10 protein-coding genes and 1 tRNA gene are annotated in these 15,241 nt (G+C 67.8%); all 11 read right to left on the bottom strand.

What is annotated here, in order from left to right:
- Window positions 1-202: 202 nt before the first annotated feature.
- Complete coding sequence (gene rpoC / locus ACLBYB_RS26550; RefSeq protein WP_447700575.1) at window positions 203-4,414, bottom strand: DNA-directed RNA polymerase subunit beta'; 4,212 nt, start codon at window positions 4,412-4,414, stop codon at window positions 203-205.
- A 174-nt stretch (window positions 4,415-4,588) separates the two neighbouring features.
- The gene (rpoB, locus tag ACLBYB_RS26545; RefSeq protein ID WP_447700574.1) at window positions 4,589-8,713 is read right to left on the bottom strand and encodes a DNA-directed RNA polymerase subunit beta; all 4,125 of its coding nucleotides are present in this window, start codon (window positions 8,711-8,713) and stop codon (window positions 4,589-4,591) included.
- Window positions 8,714-8,958: 245 nt separating this feature from the next.
- Window positions 8,959-9,336, bottom strand: coding sequence for a 50S ribosomal protein L7/L12 (gene rplL / locus ACLBYB_RS26540; RefSeq protein ID WP_020096227.1), 378 nt, complete (start codon window positions 9,334-9,336; stop codon window positions 8,959-8,961).
- Window positions 9,337-9,385: 49 nt separating this feature from the next.
- Window positions 9,386-9,904, bottom strand: a complete 519-nt coding sequence (gene rplJ, locus ACLBYB_RS26535; protein WP_026605422.1) for a 50S ribosomal protein L10 — start codon at window positions 9,902-9,904, stop codon at window positions 9,386-9,388.
- A gap of 539 nt (window positions 9,905-10,443) precedes the next feature.
- Window positions 10,444-12,087: a B12-binding domain-containing radical SAM protein gene (locus tag ACLBYB_RS26530; RefSeq protein ID WP_091980893.1), complete on the bottom strand. Its 1,644-nt coding sequence runs from the start codon at window positions 12,085-12,087 to the stop codon at window positions 10,444-10,446.
- Window positions 12,088-12,345: 258 nt separating this feature from the next.
- Window positions 12,346-13,044, bottom strand: coding sequence for a 50S ribosomal protein L1 (rplA, locus tag ACLBYB_RS26525; RefSeq protein WP_020096224.1), 699 nt, complete (start codon window positions 13,042-13,044; stop codon window positions 12,346-12,348).
- Window positions 13,045-13,055: 11 nt separating this feature from the next.
- Entirely contained in the window at window positions 13,056-13,505 is a 450-nt protein-coding gene (rplK, locus tag ACLBYB_RS26520) for a 50S ribosomal protein L11 (RefSeq protein WP_010686899.1), read from the bottom strand.
- Between the two features lie 226 nt (window positions 13,506-13,731).
- Complete coding sequence (gene nusG, locus ACLBYB_RS26515; protein ID WP_012320778.1) at window positions 13,732-14,265, bottom strand: transcription termination/antitermination protein NusG; 534 nt, start codon at window positions 14,263-14,265, stop codon at window positions 13,732-13,734.
- A gap of 76 nt (window positions 14,266-14,341) precedes the next feature.
- Window positions 14,342-14,638 (bottom strand): preprotein translocase subunit SecE, encoded by a 297-nt coding sequence (secE, locus tag ACLBYB_RS26510; RefSeq protein ID WP_020096222.1) that lies wholly within the window; start codon window positions 14,636-14,638, stop codon window positions 14,342-14,344.
- 182 nt (window positions 14,639-14,820) lie between these two features.
- Window positions 14,821-14,897, bottom strand: a tRNA-Trp gene (locus tag ACLBYB_RS26505).
- Window positions 14,898-15,074: 177 nt separating this feature from the next.
- Window positions 15,075-15,241: EF-Tu C-terminal domain-related protein (locus ACLBYB_RS26500; RefSeq protein WP_447700615.1), on the bottom strand; the 167-nt coding region annotated here is incomplete at its 5' end.

Below are 15,241 nucleotides of genomic sequence, written 5' to 3'. Positions count from 1 at the left end.
TGCCCGGCCCGTCATCACGAGCGCAGCGAAGTGACCCAGGGCAGCGGGACGTCTTCCAGCGTGGCGCGACACTGGGTTGCTTCGCTGCGCTTGCAAAGACGGCGTTCGAGTTGGTGAGGGGACACGGCCGGACAAAGGCAGGCCGGAACGAGAAAGGGCGGCCCGAAGGCCGCCCTCTCCCAACTCAGTCCTGCCGACGGCCTCACTCGGCGGCGGCGGGCGGAAGCTCCTCGACCGGCATCGCGCCGCTCTCGGCCTGCTTCTGCTGCAGGATCATCGCGTCGCGGCGGCGGGCGATGGAGCGGATGTCCGCCACCATCGAGCCCGTGCCCGCCGGGATCAGCGACCCGACGATGACGTTCTCCTTCAGGCCCTCCAGGGTGTCGACCTTGCCGTTGACCGCCGCCTCGGTGAGGACGCGGGTGGTCTCCTGGAACGAGGCCGCCGAGATGAACGACTTGGTCTGCAGCGACGCCTTGGTGATGCCGAGCAGGACCGGAACGCCCTGGATCGGCTTCTTGCCCTCGGCGAGCAGCTTCTCGTTGAAGTCGGTCAGCTCCGTGCGATCGATCTGGTCACCCGAGAGGATGTCCGAGTCGCCGCCGTCGGTCACTTCGACCTTCTGCAGCATCTGACGGACGATCACCTCGATGTGCTTGTCGTTGATCGACACGCCCTGCAGCCGGTAGACCTCCTGGATCTCGTTGACGAGGTAGGCCGCGAGTTCCTCCACGCCCTTGATCGCCAGGATGTCGTGCGGGGCCGGGTTTCCGTCGACGATGTAATCGCCGAGCTCGACCACGTCCCCGTCCTGCAGGTGGATGTGCTTGCCCTTCGGGATCAGGTACTCGACCGCCTCCGAGCCGTCGTGCGGCGTCAGCGTGAGCCGACGCTTGTTCTTGTAGTCGCGGCCGAACGCGATGGTGCCCGACTTCTCGGCGATGATCGCCGCGTCCTTCGGGCGCCTCGCCTCGAACAGCTCCGCCACCCGCGGCAGACCGCCGGTGATGTCGCGGGTCTTGGCCGAGTCGGTCGAGACACGGGCGAGGATGTCGCCAGCCTTGACCGTGGCGCCCGGGTCGAAGCCGATGATGGCGTCGACCGGCAGGAAGTAGCGGGCGTCCGAGCCGCGCGGCAGCTTGAGCGCCTTGCCGTCCCGGTCGACCACGACCATCGCGGGCTTCAGGTCCGAGGTCCGGGCCGAACCGCGCCAGTCGACGACGACGCGCTTGGCGATGCCGGTCGACTCGTCGGTGGTCTCGGTCATGGACTGGCCGTCGACCAGATCCTCGTAGGCCACGATGCCGTCCACCTCGGTGAGGATCGGACGGGTGTAGGGATCCCACTCGGCGATCCGCTGCCCGCGCTTGATCTTGTCACCCTCGTCGACCCGGAGCTTGGCGCCGTACTGCAGGCGGTGGACCGCCCGCTCGACCCCGTCCGACCCGACGATGACGACCGCCACGTTGCGGCCGGTGGCGATCAGATCACCGTCCGTGTTCTTGGCCACGGCGCGGTTGCGGATCTTGATCGTGCCCTCGAAGCTCGACTCGATGAAGGACGAGTCTGCGATCTGGGCCGCACCGCCGATGTGGAAGGTGCGCATCGTGAGCTGCGTGCCCGGCTCGCCGATCGACTGCGCCGCGATGACGCCGACGGCCTCGCCCATGTTGACGGGCGTGCCGCGGGCGAGGTCGCGCCCGTAGCAGGTGGCGCAGACGCCGCTCTTGGTGGCGCAGACCAGCACCGAGCGGATCTTCACCTCCTGGATTCCGGCGGCGTTGATCGCCGGCAGGTGCCGCTCCTCGATGGTCTCGCCGGTCTTGACGATCACCGTGCCGTCCGCGGCCACCAGATCCTCGGCCGTGGCGCGGCCCAGGATGCGGGTGGCGAGCGTCGCCACGACCTGACCGGCATCCACGATGGCGCGCATCTTGATGCCGCTCGTCGTGCCGCAATCCACCTCGCGGATGACCGCGTCCTGCGCCACGTCGACGAGGCGGCGGGTCAGGTAGCCGGAATTGGCGGTCTTCAGGGCGGTGTCGGCCAGGCCCTTACGGGCACCGTGCGTGGAGTTGAAGTACTCCAGAACGTCCAGGCCTTCCTTGAAGTTCGAGATGATCGGGGTCTCGATGATCTCGCCCGACGGCTTGGCCATGAGGCCGCGCATCGCCGCCAGCTGCTTCATCTGAGCAGGCGAGCCGCGGGCGCCGGAGTGGCTCATCATGTAGATCGAGTTGACCTGCTTGTCGGCCCCGTGCTCGTCCTTCTGGACGGCCGAGATCCGGCCCATCATCTCGGCGGCCAGCTTGTCCGAGCACTTGGCCCAGGCATCGACAACCTTGTTGTACTTCTCACCCTGGGTGATCAGGCCGTCGTTGTACTGCTGCTCGTAATCCTTCACGAGCGCGCGGGTCGTGTCGACGATCGACCACTTGTTCTCCGGCACGACCATGTCGTCCTTGCCGAACGAGATGCCGGCCTTGAACGCGTGGTTGAAGCCGAGCGCCATGATCCGGTCGCAGAAGATCACCGACTCCTTCTGACCGCAGTGGCGGTAGACGGTGTCGATCATCGCCGAGATCTCCTTCTTGGTCATCAGCTTGTTGACGACGTCGAAGGGCACCTTGGCGTGCTTCGGCAGGGCGCCGGAGAGGATCACGCGGCCGGGGGTGGTCTCGTAGGTCTTGGTCAGGGGCTCGCCGTCCGGGCCGATGCCGGTCCAGCGCCACTTGATCTTCGAGTGCAGCGACACCGCCTTGGCGGCGAGAGCGTGCTCCAGCTCGCCCATGTCGCCGTAGACGCCCTGCATCGGGTTCTTGGTGTTGCCCGGCTTGAACTCGCCCGGCGCGCCCTCGGCCACGATCGACAGGTAGTAGAGGCCGAGAACGATGTCCTGCGACGGCACGATGATCGGCTGACCGTTGGCCGGGTGCAGGATGTTGTTCGTCGACATCATGAGGACGCGCGCTTCCAGCTGCGCCTCGAGCGACAGCGGGACGTGCACGGCCATCTGGTCGCCGTCGAAGTCGGCGTTGAACGCGGCGCAGACCAGCGGGTGCAGCTGGATCGCCTTGCCCTCGATCAGCTTCGGCTCGAAGGCCTGGATGCCGAGGCGGTGCAGCGTCGGCGCGCGGTTCAGCATCACCGGGTGCTCGCGGATCACCTCATCGAGGATGTCCCAGACCTCCGGCTTCTCCTTCTCCACGAGCTTCTTGGCCTGCTTGACGGTGGCCGAGAAGCCCTTGGCGTCGAGGCGCGCGTAGATGAACGGCTTGAACAGCTCCAGCGCCATCTTCTTGGGCAGGCCGCACTGGTGCAGCTTCAGCTCCGGACCGACCACGATGACCGAGCGGCCCGAGTAGTCGACGCGCTTGCCGAGCAGGTTCTGGCGGAACCGGCCCTGCTTGCCTTTCAGCATGTCGGCGAGCGACTTCAGCGGGCGCTTGTTGGCACCCGTGATGACGCGGCCGCGGCGGCCGTTGTCGAACAGGGCGTCGACGGCCTCCTGCAGCATCCGCTTCTCGTTGCGGATGATGATGTCGGGCGCGCGCAGCTCGATCAGCCGCTTCAAGCGGTTGTTGCGGTTGATGACGCGGCGGTACAGGTCGTTCAGGTCGGAGGTCGCGAAGCGGCCGCCGTCCAGCGGGACCAGCGGGCGCAGGTCCGGCGGGATCACCGGCACGACCGTGAGGATCATCCATTCCGGCTTGTTGCCGGACATCTGGAAGGCCTCGATGATCTTGAGCCGCTTCAGGAGCTTCTTGGGCTTCAGCTCCGAGGTGGTGACGGCGATCTCCTCGCGCAGATCGTTGGCGATCTTGTCGAGGTCCAGCTCCTGCAGGATGCGCCGGATGGCCTCGGCGCCGATCATGGCGGTGAACGAGTCCTCGCCGTACTCCTCCTGCGCGCGCAGGTACTCCTCCTCCGACAGGAGCTGACGCTCCTTCAGGGGGGTGAGGCCCGGCTCGATGACGCAGTACGACTCGAAGTACAGGATCCGCTCGAGGTCCTTGAGCGCCATGTCGAGCAGCAGGCCGATGCGCGACGGCAGCGACTTCAGGAACCAGATATGCGCGACGGGGGCGGCCAGCTCGATGTGGCCCATGCGGTCGCGCCGGACACGCGCGAGGGTGACCTCGACGCCGCACTTCTCGCAGATGACGCCCTTGTACTTCATGCGCTTGTACTTGCCGCACAAGCACTCGTAGTCCTTGATCGGCCCGAAGATGCGCGCACAGAACAGGCCGTCGCGCTCGGGCTTGAAGGTCCGGTAGTTGATGGTCTCGGGCTTCTTGATCTCACCGTACGACCAGGAGAGGATCTTCTCCGGGGACGAGATCGAGATCTTGATCTGATCGAAGCTGACCGGCTGGGCCTGCTGGTTGAAAAGGTTCATGACCTCTTGGTTCATGATCCGCTCCTTGTTGACGCCGGCAGCCCCGCGCCGGGCCACCGCGTCCTGAAAAAGATCCGGCGCCGCGCCCCGCGCGGGCGCTGCTCACCGTCGTCGAACCCCGGAAGGCCCCTCCCCTTCCCGCTCGACCGTGGCGGCGGGCAACCGCCGCCACGGGAGGTGTGGTCTCTCTTACTCGGCCGCGTCCGCCGGCGGCTCCAGCTGGTCGTTGGCCGCCTTCTTGGAGGAGGTGAGCTCGACGTTGAGGCCGAGCGAGCGCATCTCCTTGACGAGCACGTTGAACGACTCGGGGATGCCGGCCTCGAAGGTGTCGTCGCCGCGGACGATCGCCTCGTAGACCTTGGTGCGGCCGGCCACGTCGTCCGACTTCACCGTCAGCATCTCCTGCAGCGTGTAGGCCGCGCCGTAGGCCTCCAGCGCCCAGACCTCCATCTCGCCGAAGCGCTGGCCGCCGAACTGCGCCTTGCCGCCCAGCGGCTGCTGGGTGACGAGCGAGTAGGGGCCGATCGAGCGCGCGTGGATCTTGTCGTCCACGAGGTGGTGCAGCTTCAGCATGTAGATGTAGCCCATCGTCACCTTGCGGTCGAAGGGCTCGCCGGTCCGCCCGTCGTAGAGCGTCGACTGCGCCGAGCGGTCGAGACCGGCCATCTCCAGCATCTGCTCGATGTCGGCCTCCTTGGCGCCGTTGAAGACCGGCGTGGCCATCGGCACGCCGCGGCGGACGTTGTTGCCGGCCTCGGCCAGCTCCTCGTCCGTCAGGCCGTCGAGCTCGCCGGGGGAGTAGATCGCCTTCATCTCCTCCCGCAGCGGCGCGATGTCCTGCGACTTCAGATAGGCATCCACCGCCTTCGACACCTTGCGACCCAGGCCCGCAGCCGCCCAGCCGAGGTGCGTCTCCAGGATCTGGCCGACGTTCATGCGCGAGGGCACGCCCAGCGGGTTGAGCACGATGTCGGCATGCGTCCCGTCCTCCAGGAACGGCATGTCCTCGATCGGCACGATCCGCGACACGACACCCTTGTTGCCGTGACGGCCGGCCATCTTGTCGCCCGGCTGGATCTTGCGCTTCACCGCCACGAAGACCTTGACCATCTTCATGACGCCGGGGGGCAGCTCGTCACCGCGCTGCAGCTTCTCGACCTTGTCGAGGAAGCGCTGCTCGAGGCGCTTCTTCGACTCGTCGTACTGCTTCTGCATCGCCTCCATCTCGGTCATGAGACGGTCGTCGATGACGGCGAACTGCCACCACTGCGAGCGCGGGTAGTCGTTGATCAGCTCGCGGGTGAGCGTGGTGTCCTTGCGGAAGCCCTTCGGACCGGCCACCGGCGCCTGGCCGATCAGCACGTCCGCGAGGCGGGCGTAGGTGTTGCGGTCGAGGATCGCCTGCTCGTCGTCGCGGTCCTTGGCGAGCCGCTCGATCTCCTCGCGCTCGATCGCCTGGGCGCGCTCGTCCTTGTCGACGCCGTGGCGGTTGAACACGCGGACTTCCACGATGGTCCCGGTGACGCCCGGCGGCACCCGCAGCGAGGTGTCGCGCACGTCCGAGGCCTTCTCGCCGAAGATGGCGCGGAGCAGCTTCTCCTCCGGCGTCATCGGGCTCTCGCCCTTCGGGGTGATCTTGCCGACGAGGATGTCGCCGGCGTTCACCTCGGCACCGATGTAGACGATGCCGGCCTCGTCGAGGTTCTTGAGCGCTTCCTCGGAGACGTTCGGGATGTCGCGGGTGATCTCCTCCGGCCCGAGCTTGGTGTCGCGGGCCATCACCTCGAACTCCTCGATGTGGATCGAGGTGAACACGTCATCCTTCACGATCCGCTCGGAGAGCAGGATCGAGTCCTCGAAGTTGTAGCCGTTCCACGGCATGAACGCGACGAGCACGTTCCGGCCGAGCGCCAGCTCGCCGAACTCGGTCGAGGGACCGTCGGCGATGATCTCGCCCTTCTTGACGAACTCGCCGACGCGGACCAGCGGCTTCTGCGTGATGCAGGTCGACTGGTTGGAGCGCTGGAACTTCTGCAGCCGGTAGATGTCGACGCCCGGCTTGTTGGCGTCGGCCTCCTCGGTGGCGCGGATGACGATGCGGGTGGCGTCCACCTGGTCCACGATGCCGGCCCGGCGGGCCGCGATGGCGGCGCCGGAATCCCGGGCGACCACCGCCTCCATGCCGGTGCCCACGAACGGGGCGTCGGCGCGGACGAGCGGCACCGCCTGGCGCTGCATGTTCGAGCCCATCAGCGCGCGGTTGGCGTCGTCGTTCTCGAGGAACGGGATCAGCGCCGCGGCCACCGAGACGAGCTGCTTCGGCGACACGTCCATGAGGTCGACGCGCTCAGGACCGACGACGATCACCTCGCCGGCCCGGCGGCAGACCACGAGGTCCTCCGTGAGCTTGCGGGCCTCGTCCATCTGGGCGTTCGCCTGGGCGACGTAGTACTTCGCCTCCTCCATGGCCGAGAGGTAGGCGACCTCGTCGGTGACCACGCCGTCGCGCACGCGGCGGAACGGGGTCTCGATGAAGCCGTACTTGTTCACCCGCGCGAAGGTGGCGAGCGAGTTGATCAGGCCGATGTTCGGGCCTTCCGGCGTCTCGATCGGGCAGATGCGGCCGTAATGGGTCGGGTGCACGTCGCGCACCTCGAAGCCGGCGCGCTCGCGGGTCAGACCGCCCGGGCCCAGCGCCGAGAGGCGGCGCTTGTGCGTCACCTCGGAGAGCGGGTTGGTCTGGTCCATGAACTGCGACAGCTGCGACGAGCCGAAGAACTCGCGCACGGCCGCGGCCGCGGGCTTCGCGTTGATCAGGTCCTGCGGCATGACCGTGTCGATGTCGACCTGGCTCATGCGCTCGCGGATGGCGCGCTCCATGCGCAGGAGGCCCAGGCGGTACTGGTTCTCCATGAGCTCGCCCACCGAGCGGACGCGGCGGTTGCCGAGGTGGTCGATGTCGTCGACCTCGCCCTTGCCGTCGCGCAGCTCCACGAGCGCCTTGACCACCGCCAGCATGTCCTCCTTGCGGAGGGTGCGCACGGTGTCGGCGGCGTCGAGGTCGAGGCGCATGTTCATCTTCACGCGGCCGACCGCCGAGAGGTCGTAGCGCTCGGAATCGAAGAACAGCGAGTGGAACATCGCCTCGGCGGTCTCGAGGGTCGGCGGCTCGCCCGGGCGCATGACCCGGTAGATGTCGAACAGCGCGCCCTCGCGGTTGGAGTTCTTGTCCACCGCCAGCGTGTTGCGGATGTAGGGGCCGATGTTGACGTGGTCGATGTCGAGCACCGGCAGCTCGGTGATCCCGACCTCCTCCAGGCTCTTCAGGAGCTTGTCGGTGACCTCCTCGCCGGCCTCGGCCCAGATCTCGCCGGTCTGCACGTTGACGAGGTCCTCGGCGACGTACTGGCCGACGAGATCCTCGTCGGTCGCCTTGAGGAACTTGGTGCCCTTCTCGGTGATCTGGCGGGCGTTGCGGGCGTTCAGCTTCTTGCCGGCCTCGAGCACGACCTCGCCGGAATCGGCGTCGATCAGGTCGACGGTCGCCTTCATGCCCTTCATGCGCTCGGCGTCGAACGGCACGCGCCAGTCGGCGCCGTCCCGGTCGTAGACGACCTTGTTGTAGAAGGTCGACAGGATCTCCTCGCCGTCGAGACCCAGGGCGTAGAGCAGCGACGTCGCCGGCAGCTTGCGCTTCCGGTCGATGCGGACATGCACGATGTCCTTGGCGTCGAACTCGACGTCGAGCCAGGAGCCCCGGTACGGGATGATGCGGGCGGCGAACAGGAGCTTGCCCGAGGAGTGGGTCTTGCCCTTGTCGTGGTCGAAGAACACGCCCGGCGAGCGGTGCATCTGCGAGACGATGACGCGCTCGGTACCGTTGACGATGAAGGTGCCGTTCTCCGTCATCAGGGGCATGTCGCCCATGTAGACGTCCTGCTCCTTGATGTCCTTGACGGACTTCGCCTGGGTGTCCGGATCGACATCGAACACGATGAGGCGCAGCGTGACCTTCAGCGGGGCCGCGAAGGTGATGCCGCGCTGGCGGCACTCGTCCACGTCGTATTTCGGGGCCTCGAAGGTGTAGCGCACGAACTCGAGCAGCGCCGTGGAGGCGAAGTCGGAGATCGGGAACACCGACTTGAACACGCTCTGCAGCCCCTCGTCGGCGCGCCCGCCCTCGGGCTCGTCGACCATCAGGAACTGGTCGTAGGACGCCTTCTGAACCTCGATGAGGTTCGGCATCTCGGCAACTTCCTTGATCTTGCCGAAGAACTTCCGAATGCGCTTGCGACCGACCAGCGTGTTGGCCATGTGACCTCGCTCCTACCCGCGTGCCTCGCGCCCGGGGAAGCGTTCCCGAAAGGGACCTCCCGCACCGGGCCGTGACGCGCGCCCCGCCGAGCCGCGCCACCGAACCGAATCTCTTGCCGGTCCCGTTCCAGGACCATCCGCCGAAGCGGCCTAAAGCCCGCGGGCGCTGACCCGCGGGCTCCGGTCACGACAGGCTCGCGCGGAGCCTTCGTGGGGTGATGGGCCGGGACCGGCCCATCGTCGACTTACTTGAGCTCGACCTTGGCGCCGGCCTTCTCGAGCTGGGCCTTGAGCTTCTCGGCCTCGTCCTTGGCGACGCCTTCCTTGATCGGCTTCGGCGCGCCCTCGACCAGGTCCTTGGCCTCCTTGAGGCCGAGGCCGGTGATCGCGCGGACCTCCTTGATGACCTCGATCTTCTTGTCGCCGGCGGAGGCGAGGACGACCGTGAACTCGGTCTGCTCCTCGGCGGCGGCGGCAGCGCCACCGGCGGCCGGGCCGGCGGCCACGGCGACGGCAGCGGCGGCCGAGACGCCCCACTTCTCCTCGAGCATCTTGGCCAGGTCAGCGGCCTCGAGCACGGTCAGCGAGGACAGGTCGTCGACGAGCTTGGCGAGATCAGCCATTTTGAATTCCTCTCAGATATCGGTTTGAACGGATGGATTTTGAAGGGCCTCAGGCGGCCTCGTCCTTGTTGGCATAGGCCCCGAACACGCGGGCGAGCTTCGCCGCCGGCGCGTTGACGACCTGAGCGATCTTGGTCGCGGGCGCCTGCACGAGGCCCACGATCTTGGCGCGCAGTTCGTCGAGGGACGGGAGCGAGGCGAGCGCCTTCACGCCGTCCGGGTTCAGGGCAGTCTTCCCCATCGCGCCGCCGAGGATCACGAGCTTGTCGTTGACCTTGGCGAAATCGACCGCGACCTTCGCGGCAGCGACCGGATCGCCGGAATAGGCGAGCAGGGTCGGGCCCTTCAGGAGCGGCTTGATGGAGGCGACGTCCGTGCCATCGAGTGCGATGCCGGCGAGGCTGTTCTTGGCGACCTTCACGGTGGCGCCGGCCTGCTTCATCTGCGCGCGCAGCTTCTGCATGTCGGCGACCGTGAGGCCCTTGTAGTGGGCCACGACGACGACGGCGCTCTGATTGAACACGCCGTTGAGCGTCGAGACGAGATCAGCTTTAGCTGTCCGGTCCACTGGGCTCTCTCCGGTTGGCGGAACCCGGTCTCGGGTCCGCCGGTTGCACATGCCGCCCGGACGTGGTCTCGGCCTTCAGGAAGACCGGGAACGTCCGAACGACGCTTCGCGGCCCTGTCCCCGCGCGTGCCCCTTCGGGCCGCCTCGGGCGAGTTGGTTCAAACCGACACCCCTCCACGGCCGGGGCCGAGGCGAGGCTTTTCGAATTCGGTCTTCCCCGTCTGTGCAGGCTGGCGGATTAAGCCGGCGAACCGGCACCTGCAGTCTCGGACAGGACATGGCCGGACAAGGCTCCGCGGGGCTCGTCGCCCCTGGGATCCTTCCGGCCAGTGCCACCCGGTTGCCCGGGCGACATTTCGAGCGGAAACCGGCCGATCGGCCGCTCTCCTTCCGTGAGGATGAAATGCGTGAGGCGCGGTGTATAGAGCCTAGCAAGCCACCTGCCAAGGGCCGGAGCGCGACTTTTCCGCCGCAGGCAAGGACTTGCGCGGGTACCCTGCCGCTGCTGCATCGCTCGGGGCCCTTCCCGGGATCCCCGGCTAGGCCGCCTCGCGCTCCGGCACCAGCTTGCGCCGCGCGGTCTCCCACCAGCTGCGGTCGCGGGCGGCCTTCGCCTCCGCGGCCTTCGCGGCGTAGAACGAGGCGTTGTGCTCGCCGCGCAGGGCCTCGCGGGTGAAGCGGATCAGGTGGTGGGCCACGAAGCCCATGTTGAACACCGCCTCGATCTGCCCGCGCTTCAGCGCGTAGCCGGCCGCGCTCCAGAACGGCCTGCGGTAGTCGGAGAAGATCCCGACGCGGGTGATGATGTTGAAGCCCAGGATGAGGCCGCGGCGCAGGTTGGTGAACGTGAGCTTGCCGGCCGTCGGCGTGGTGATGCGGTTCGGGTAGGTCACCGCGCACTGGTGCTTGAAGCGCTCGAAGATCTTCTCCGGCTCGTAGGCGTGCGCGATCGCCCGGCGCCAGCTGCTCACCACCGAATCGTGGGGGCGCTTGAACAGGACGTTCGACTCGAGGCTGGCGTCGTGGAGGAGCCGGCCCTCGCGCTCCAGCCGGTCCCAGAGCGGGGTCTTGGGCAGGGCCTGGAGCAGGTTGATGGTCAGGACCGGGATCGCCGAGCGGTCGATGAAGTCGATCAGGTTCTGCTCGGATTTGTCGGTGTCGCTGTCGAGGCCCAGGATGATGCCGGAGGTCACCTCGAGCCCGTAGGAATTGAGGGTCTCGATCGCCTCGTACATCGGCACGGCGGCGTTGTGGGTCTTGTCGATGCCCTTGAGGGCGTCCGCCTCCGGGGTCTCGATCCCGACGAACACCGTCATGAAGTTGGCCTGCCGCATCAGCTCCAGGATCTCGGGCTGCTTGGCCATGTTCAGCGTCGCCTCGCAGGCGAACTGGAGCGGGTAGTTGTTCCGCTTCTGCCATTCCACGAGGTGCGGCAGCATCTCGCGGGTCGCCTTGCGATTGCCGATGAAGTTGTCGTCGACGAAGTAGACCACCGCCGGGTGGCCCGGCTGGCTGACGATGGCGTCGAGCTCGGCGCACATCTGCTCCGGGCTCTTCAGGCGCGGCTGGCGGCCGTAGAGCTGCGGGATGTCGCAGAACTCGCAGCGGTAGGGGCAGCCCGAGGAGAATTGCAGGGAGCCGATCAGGTAGCGCTTGAGCGGCGCCGCCTCGTAGGCCGGAGCCGGGAAGTCCGCGAGCGGGAGGCGATCCTTGGTCTCCAGCACCACCTGGGCGGGCGGCGGCGTGAGGTCCGCGTCGAGGCGAGCGACGAGCTGGTCGGTGGCGTCGCCGATCTCGCCGATATGGAGGTAGTCGAAGTCGCCGTACTTCTCCGGCGCGCCCGAGACCGAGGGGCCGCCCAGCACCGTCACCTTCCCGGCCGCGCGGGCGCGGTCGCGGATATCGTGGATCTGCGGCTCCTGGATGTGCATCCCGGAGACGAAGACCGCGTCGGCCCAGGCGAAGTCGGCCGGGCCCGCGCGGCGGATATTCTCATCGATGAACCGGCATTCCCAAGCCTCCGGCATGTAGGCCGCGATCAGCAGCAACCCCTGCGGCGGCATGAACGCCTTCACCCCGCCCATCAGCGGGTAGGCGTGGGAGAATGTCCCGAAGGACGGCGTGTAGGCGGGAAAGACGCACAGGATGCGTCGCTTGGAGGTGACCGTCAGGGTGCATCGCATGCCGGACTATCTAGCACAGCCGCGGCCGTTGGCGCCCCCCTCGGCGGTTAAGAATGGCGTGAGGGACGCAGGTTCGGGCCGGCCCATCGCGGCTTGTCTTCCTGTCGCGTCACCGACCGTATTCCGCGCCTGCCTCAAGCCCTGGACAGGCCTGCGTCGGAGACAGGTCCGAGACAGGGACGAGCACCGATCCCGCGAACGCAGAGCGCCCGGCCGTTCCCGGCCGGGCGCTCCGCAGCGTCGACGATTCGTCCCGCCTCAGGCGGTCAGAACCGTGTTCGGCTCGACCTTCACGCCAGGGCCCATCGTCGAGGTGACGGCGATGCGCTGGACGTAGGTGCCCTTGGCGCCCGCGGGCTTCGCCTTGGCGACGGCGTCCGCGAAGGCCTTGATGTTCTCGACGAGCTTGTCGGCGTCGAACGAGACCTTGCCGACGCCGGCATGGACGATGCCGGCCTTCTCGACGCGGAACTCGACCGAGCCGCCCTTGGCGCCGGCGACGGCGCCCTTCACGTCCATGGTGACGGTGCCGACCTTCGGGTTCGGCATCAGGCCGCGCGGGCCCAGCACCTTACCGAGACGGCCGACCAGCGGCATCATGTCGGGGGTCGCGATGCAGCGATCGAACTCGATCTTGCCACTCTGCACGATCTCGAGGAGATCCTCGGCGCCGACGATGTCGGCACCGGCGGCCTTGGCGTCGTCCGCCTTGGCGCCGCGGGCGAAGACCGCCACGCGCACCGTCCGGCCGGAGCCGTTCGGCAGGTTGCAGACGCCGCGGACCATCTGGTCGGCGTGGCGGGGATCGACGCCGAGATTCATCGAGACCTCGACGGTCTCGTCGAACTTCGCGGTCGCCCGCTCCTTGACCAGCTTGATCGCCTCGTCGAGCGCGTAGAGCTTGGTCGCCTCGATGCCCTCGCGGGCGGCGCGGATGCGCTTGCCTTCCTTAGCCATGCTGCCCTCCCTTACGCGACGACTTCGAGGCCCATGGCCCGCGCGGAGCCACGGATCATCGCGACGGCCGACTCGACCGTGTCGCAGTTGAGGTCGGGCATCTTCTTCTCGGCGATCTCGCGGAGCTGCGCCTCGGTGATCTTGCCGACGGTCGGGCCCTTGCCCGGGGTCTTGGAGCCGGAGGCCGGCTTCTTGCCGAGCTTCAGGCCGACGGCCTTCTTCAGGAAGAAGGTGACCGGGGGCTGCTTCATCTCGAAGGTGAAGGAGCGGTCCTGATACGCGGTGATGATCACCGGGATCGGGGTGCCCTTCTCCATCTGCGCGGTCTTCGCGTTGAAGGCCTTGCAGAATTCCATGATGTTGAGGCCGCGCTGACCGAGCGCGGGGCCGATCGGCGGCGACGGGTTGGCGGCGCCGGCCGGGACCTGAAGCTTCACGTAGCCCGTGATCTTCTTCGCCATGGGACTGCTCCCAATGAAAATCCGCCCCCGTGCGGCCTGAAGCGCGGCGGGTCGGACGGTTGCAGGTCGCGGTGCGAGCCGTGGATCCCGGAGGCGAAGCCGGGCGGTTCTCCCGCGGATGGTGCCGCGCCCTCAGCGGAACGCGGCAGTTTCGCGGCCCCCGCACCCGGTGGGGATGCGGCGACCGGAACCGACGGGCGGCCGCAGGGCCGCCGCGATCGGGGGCTCAGGCCTTCTCGACCTGGGCGTATTCGAGCTCGACCGGCGTGGCGCGGCCGAAGATCGACACGGCCACCTTGAGGCGGGAGCGGGCGTCGTCGATCTCCTCGACGGTGCCGTTGAAGCTGGCGAACGGGCCGTCGGCGACCCGGACGGTCTCGCCGATCTCGAAGGAGATCGAGGGCTTCGGCCGGTCGACGCCCTCGGCGACCTGGCCCTTGATCCGCTCGGCCTCGGCGTCCGGGATCGGCACCGGCTTCGACTTGTCGGCCCCGAGGAAGCCCGTGACCTTCGGGGTGTTCTTGATCAGGTGGTAGACCTCGTCGGTGAGGTCGCACTTCACCAGCACGTAGCCGGGGAAGAACTTGCGCTCGGCATCGACCTTCCGGCCGCGGCGGACCTCCACGACCTTCTCGGTCGGGACCATCACCTCGTCGAACAGCTCGGTCAGCCCGCGCTGGGCCGCCTGGTCCTTGATGGACTGGGCGACCTTGTTCTCGAAGTTCGAGTAGGCGTGGACGATGTACCAGCGCTTCGACACGGTTCCGTTCAACTCCGACAAGTCCCCGGGGTCACCCCCGATCGGCGGCGAGCCGCCCCCAGACGCCCAGGATCTCTCAGACGCCCAGGATCAGGCCGACCAAGAAGCGCAGGGCCTGATCCACGACCGTGAAGAACAGGCTCGCGGCGACGACCATCACGAACACCATGATGGTCGTGATCGTGGTCTCCCGGCGGGTCGGCCACGTGACCTTGCGGGCCTCGTCGCGCACCTGGGCGAAGAACTCGCCCGGCGTGGCGCGCTTCTGCGGCGCGCGGGCGGGGGTCGCGGGCCGGGCGGGCGGCGGATTCGCGGGACCGCGGGCCGCGCCGCGCACCAGGTCCACCTTCTTGGTCGCTTCGTTCGATGCCATGGCGCCAGTGTCTGTGCGTGTTCGGCCCCGAGGCAGAGACCGCATCCGGGAATGCGAATGTCGGCGCCGAGGACCCGGATGGGCCCGCACCGACGGTCGCTTCAGATCTCGGATTGCGCCCGCTCTAGCGCAACTCCCCCGGCTTGTCGACCGGGCCGCCGCGCGGGATCGGGCTGAATGTCTGGCAGGAGTGGAGGGACTCGAACCCGCAACCTCCGGTTTTGGAGACCGGCGCTCTGACCAGTTGAGCTACACTCCTAGCGCACCGCCCAATGCCCCATCACGGCGCGGCTTGCAAGGGGTCGCTTGCGGGAAGCGGGCGGGAAGCGGCGCCGACGGGACCCCGCCCGCCCGAAACGGAAACGCCGGCCCCCGTCGAGACGGGAGCCGGCGTCGGAGAGGCGGGGCGGCGCGCGGCGCCGCCCCGGATCGGTTGTCAGTCGTTGATGGCGGCGACGACGCCGGCGCCGACGGTGCGGCCGCCCTCGCGGATGGCGAAGCGCAGCTTCTCCTCCATGGCCACCGGCACGATCAGCGCCACGTCCATGGTCACGTTGTCGCCCGGCATCACCATCTCGGTGCCCTCCGGCAGCGTGCAGATCC

The organism is Methylobacterium sp. D54C (assembly GCF_053345595.1).
This window is presented reverse-complemented; position numbering and strand designations above follow the sequence as displayed.

Bases quoted from the DNA above. Each gene is read 5' to 3' on its own strand.
- rplL (WP_020096227.1), bottom strand. From the start codon at position 9,336: ATGGCTGATCTCGCCAAGCTCGTCGACGACCTGTCCTCGCTGACCGTG.
- rpoC (WP_447700575.1), bottom strand. From the start codon at position 4,414: ATGAACCAAGAGGTCATGAACCTTTTCAACCAGCAGGCCCAGCCGGTC.
- rplK (WP_010686899.1), bottom strand. From the start codon at position 13,505: ATGGCGAAGAAGATCACGGGCTACGTGAAGCTTCAGGTCCCGGCCGGC.
- ACLBYB_RS26530 (WP_091980893.1), bottom strand. From the start codon at position 12,087: ATGCGATGCACCCTGACGGTCACCTCCAAGCGACGCATCCTGTGCGTC.
- rplA (WP_020096224.1), bottom strand. From the start codon at position 13,044: ATGGCTAAGGAAGGCAAGCGCATCCGCGCCGCCCGCGAGGGCATCGAG.
- rpoB (WP_447700574.1), bottom strand. From the start codon at position 8,713: ATGGCCAACACGCTGGTCGGTCGCAAGCGCATTCGGAAGTTCTTCGGC.
- secE (WP_020096222.1), bottom strand. From the start codon at position 14,638: ATGGCATCGAACGAAGCGACCAAGAAGGTGGACCTGGTGCGCGGCGCG.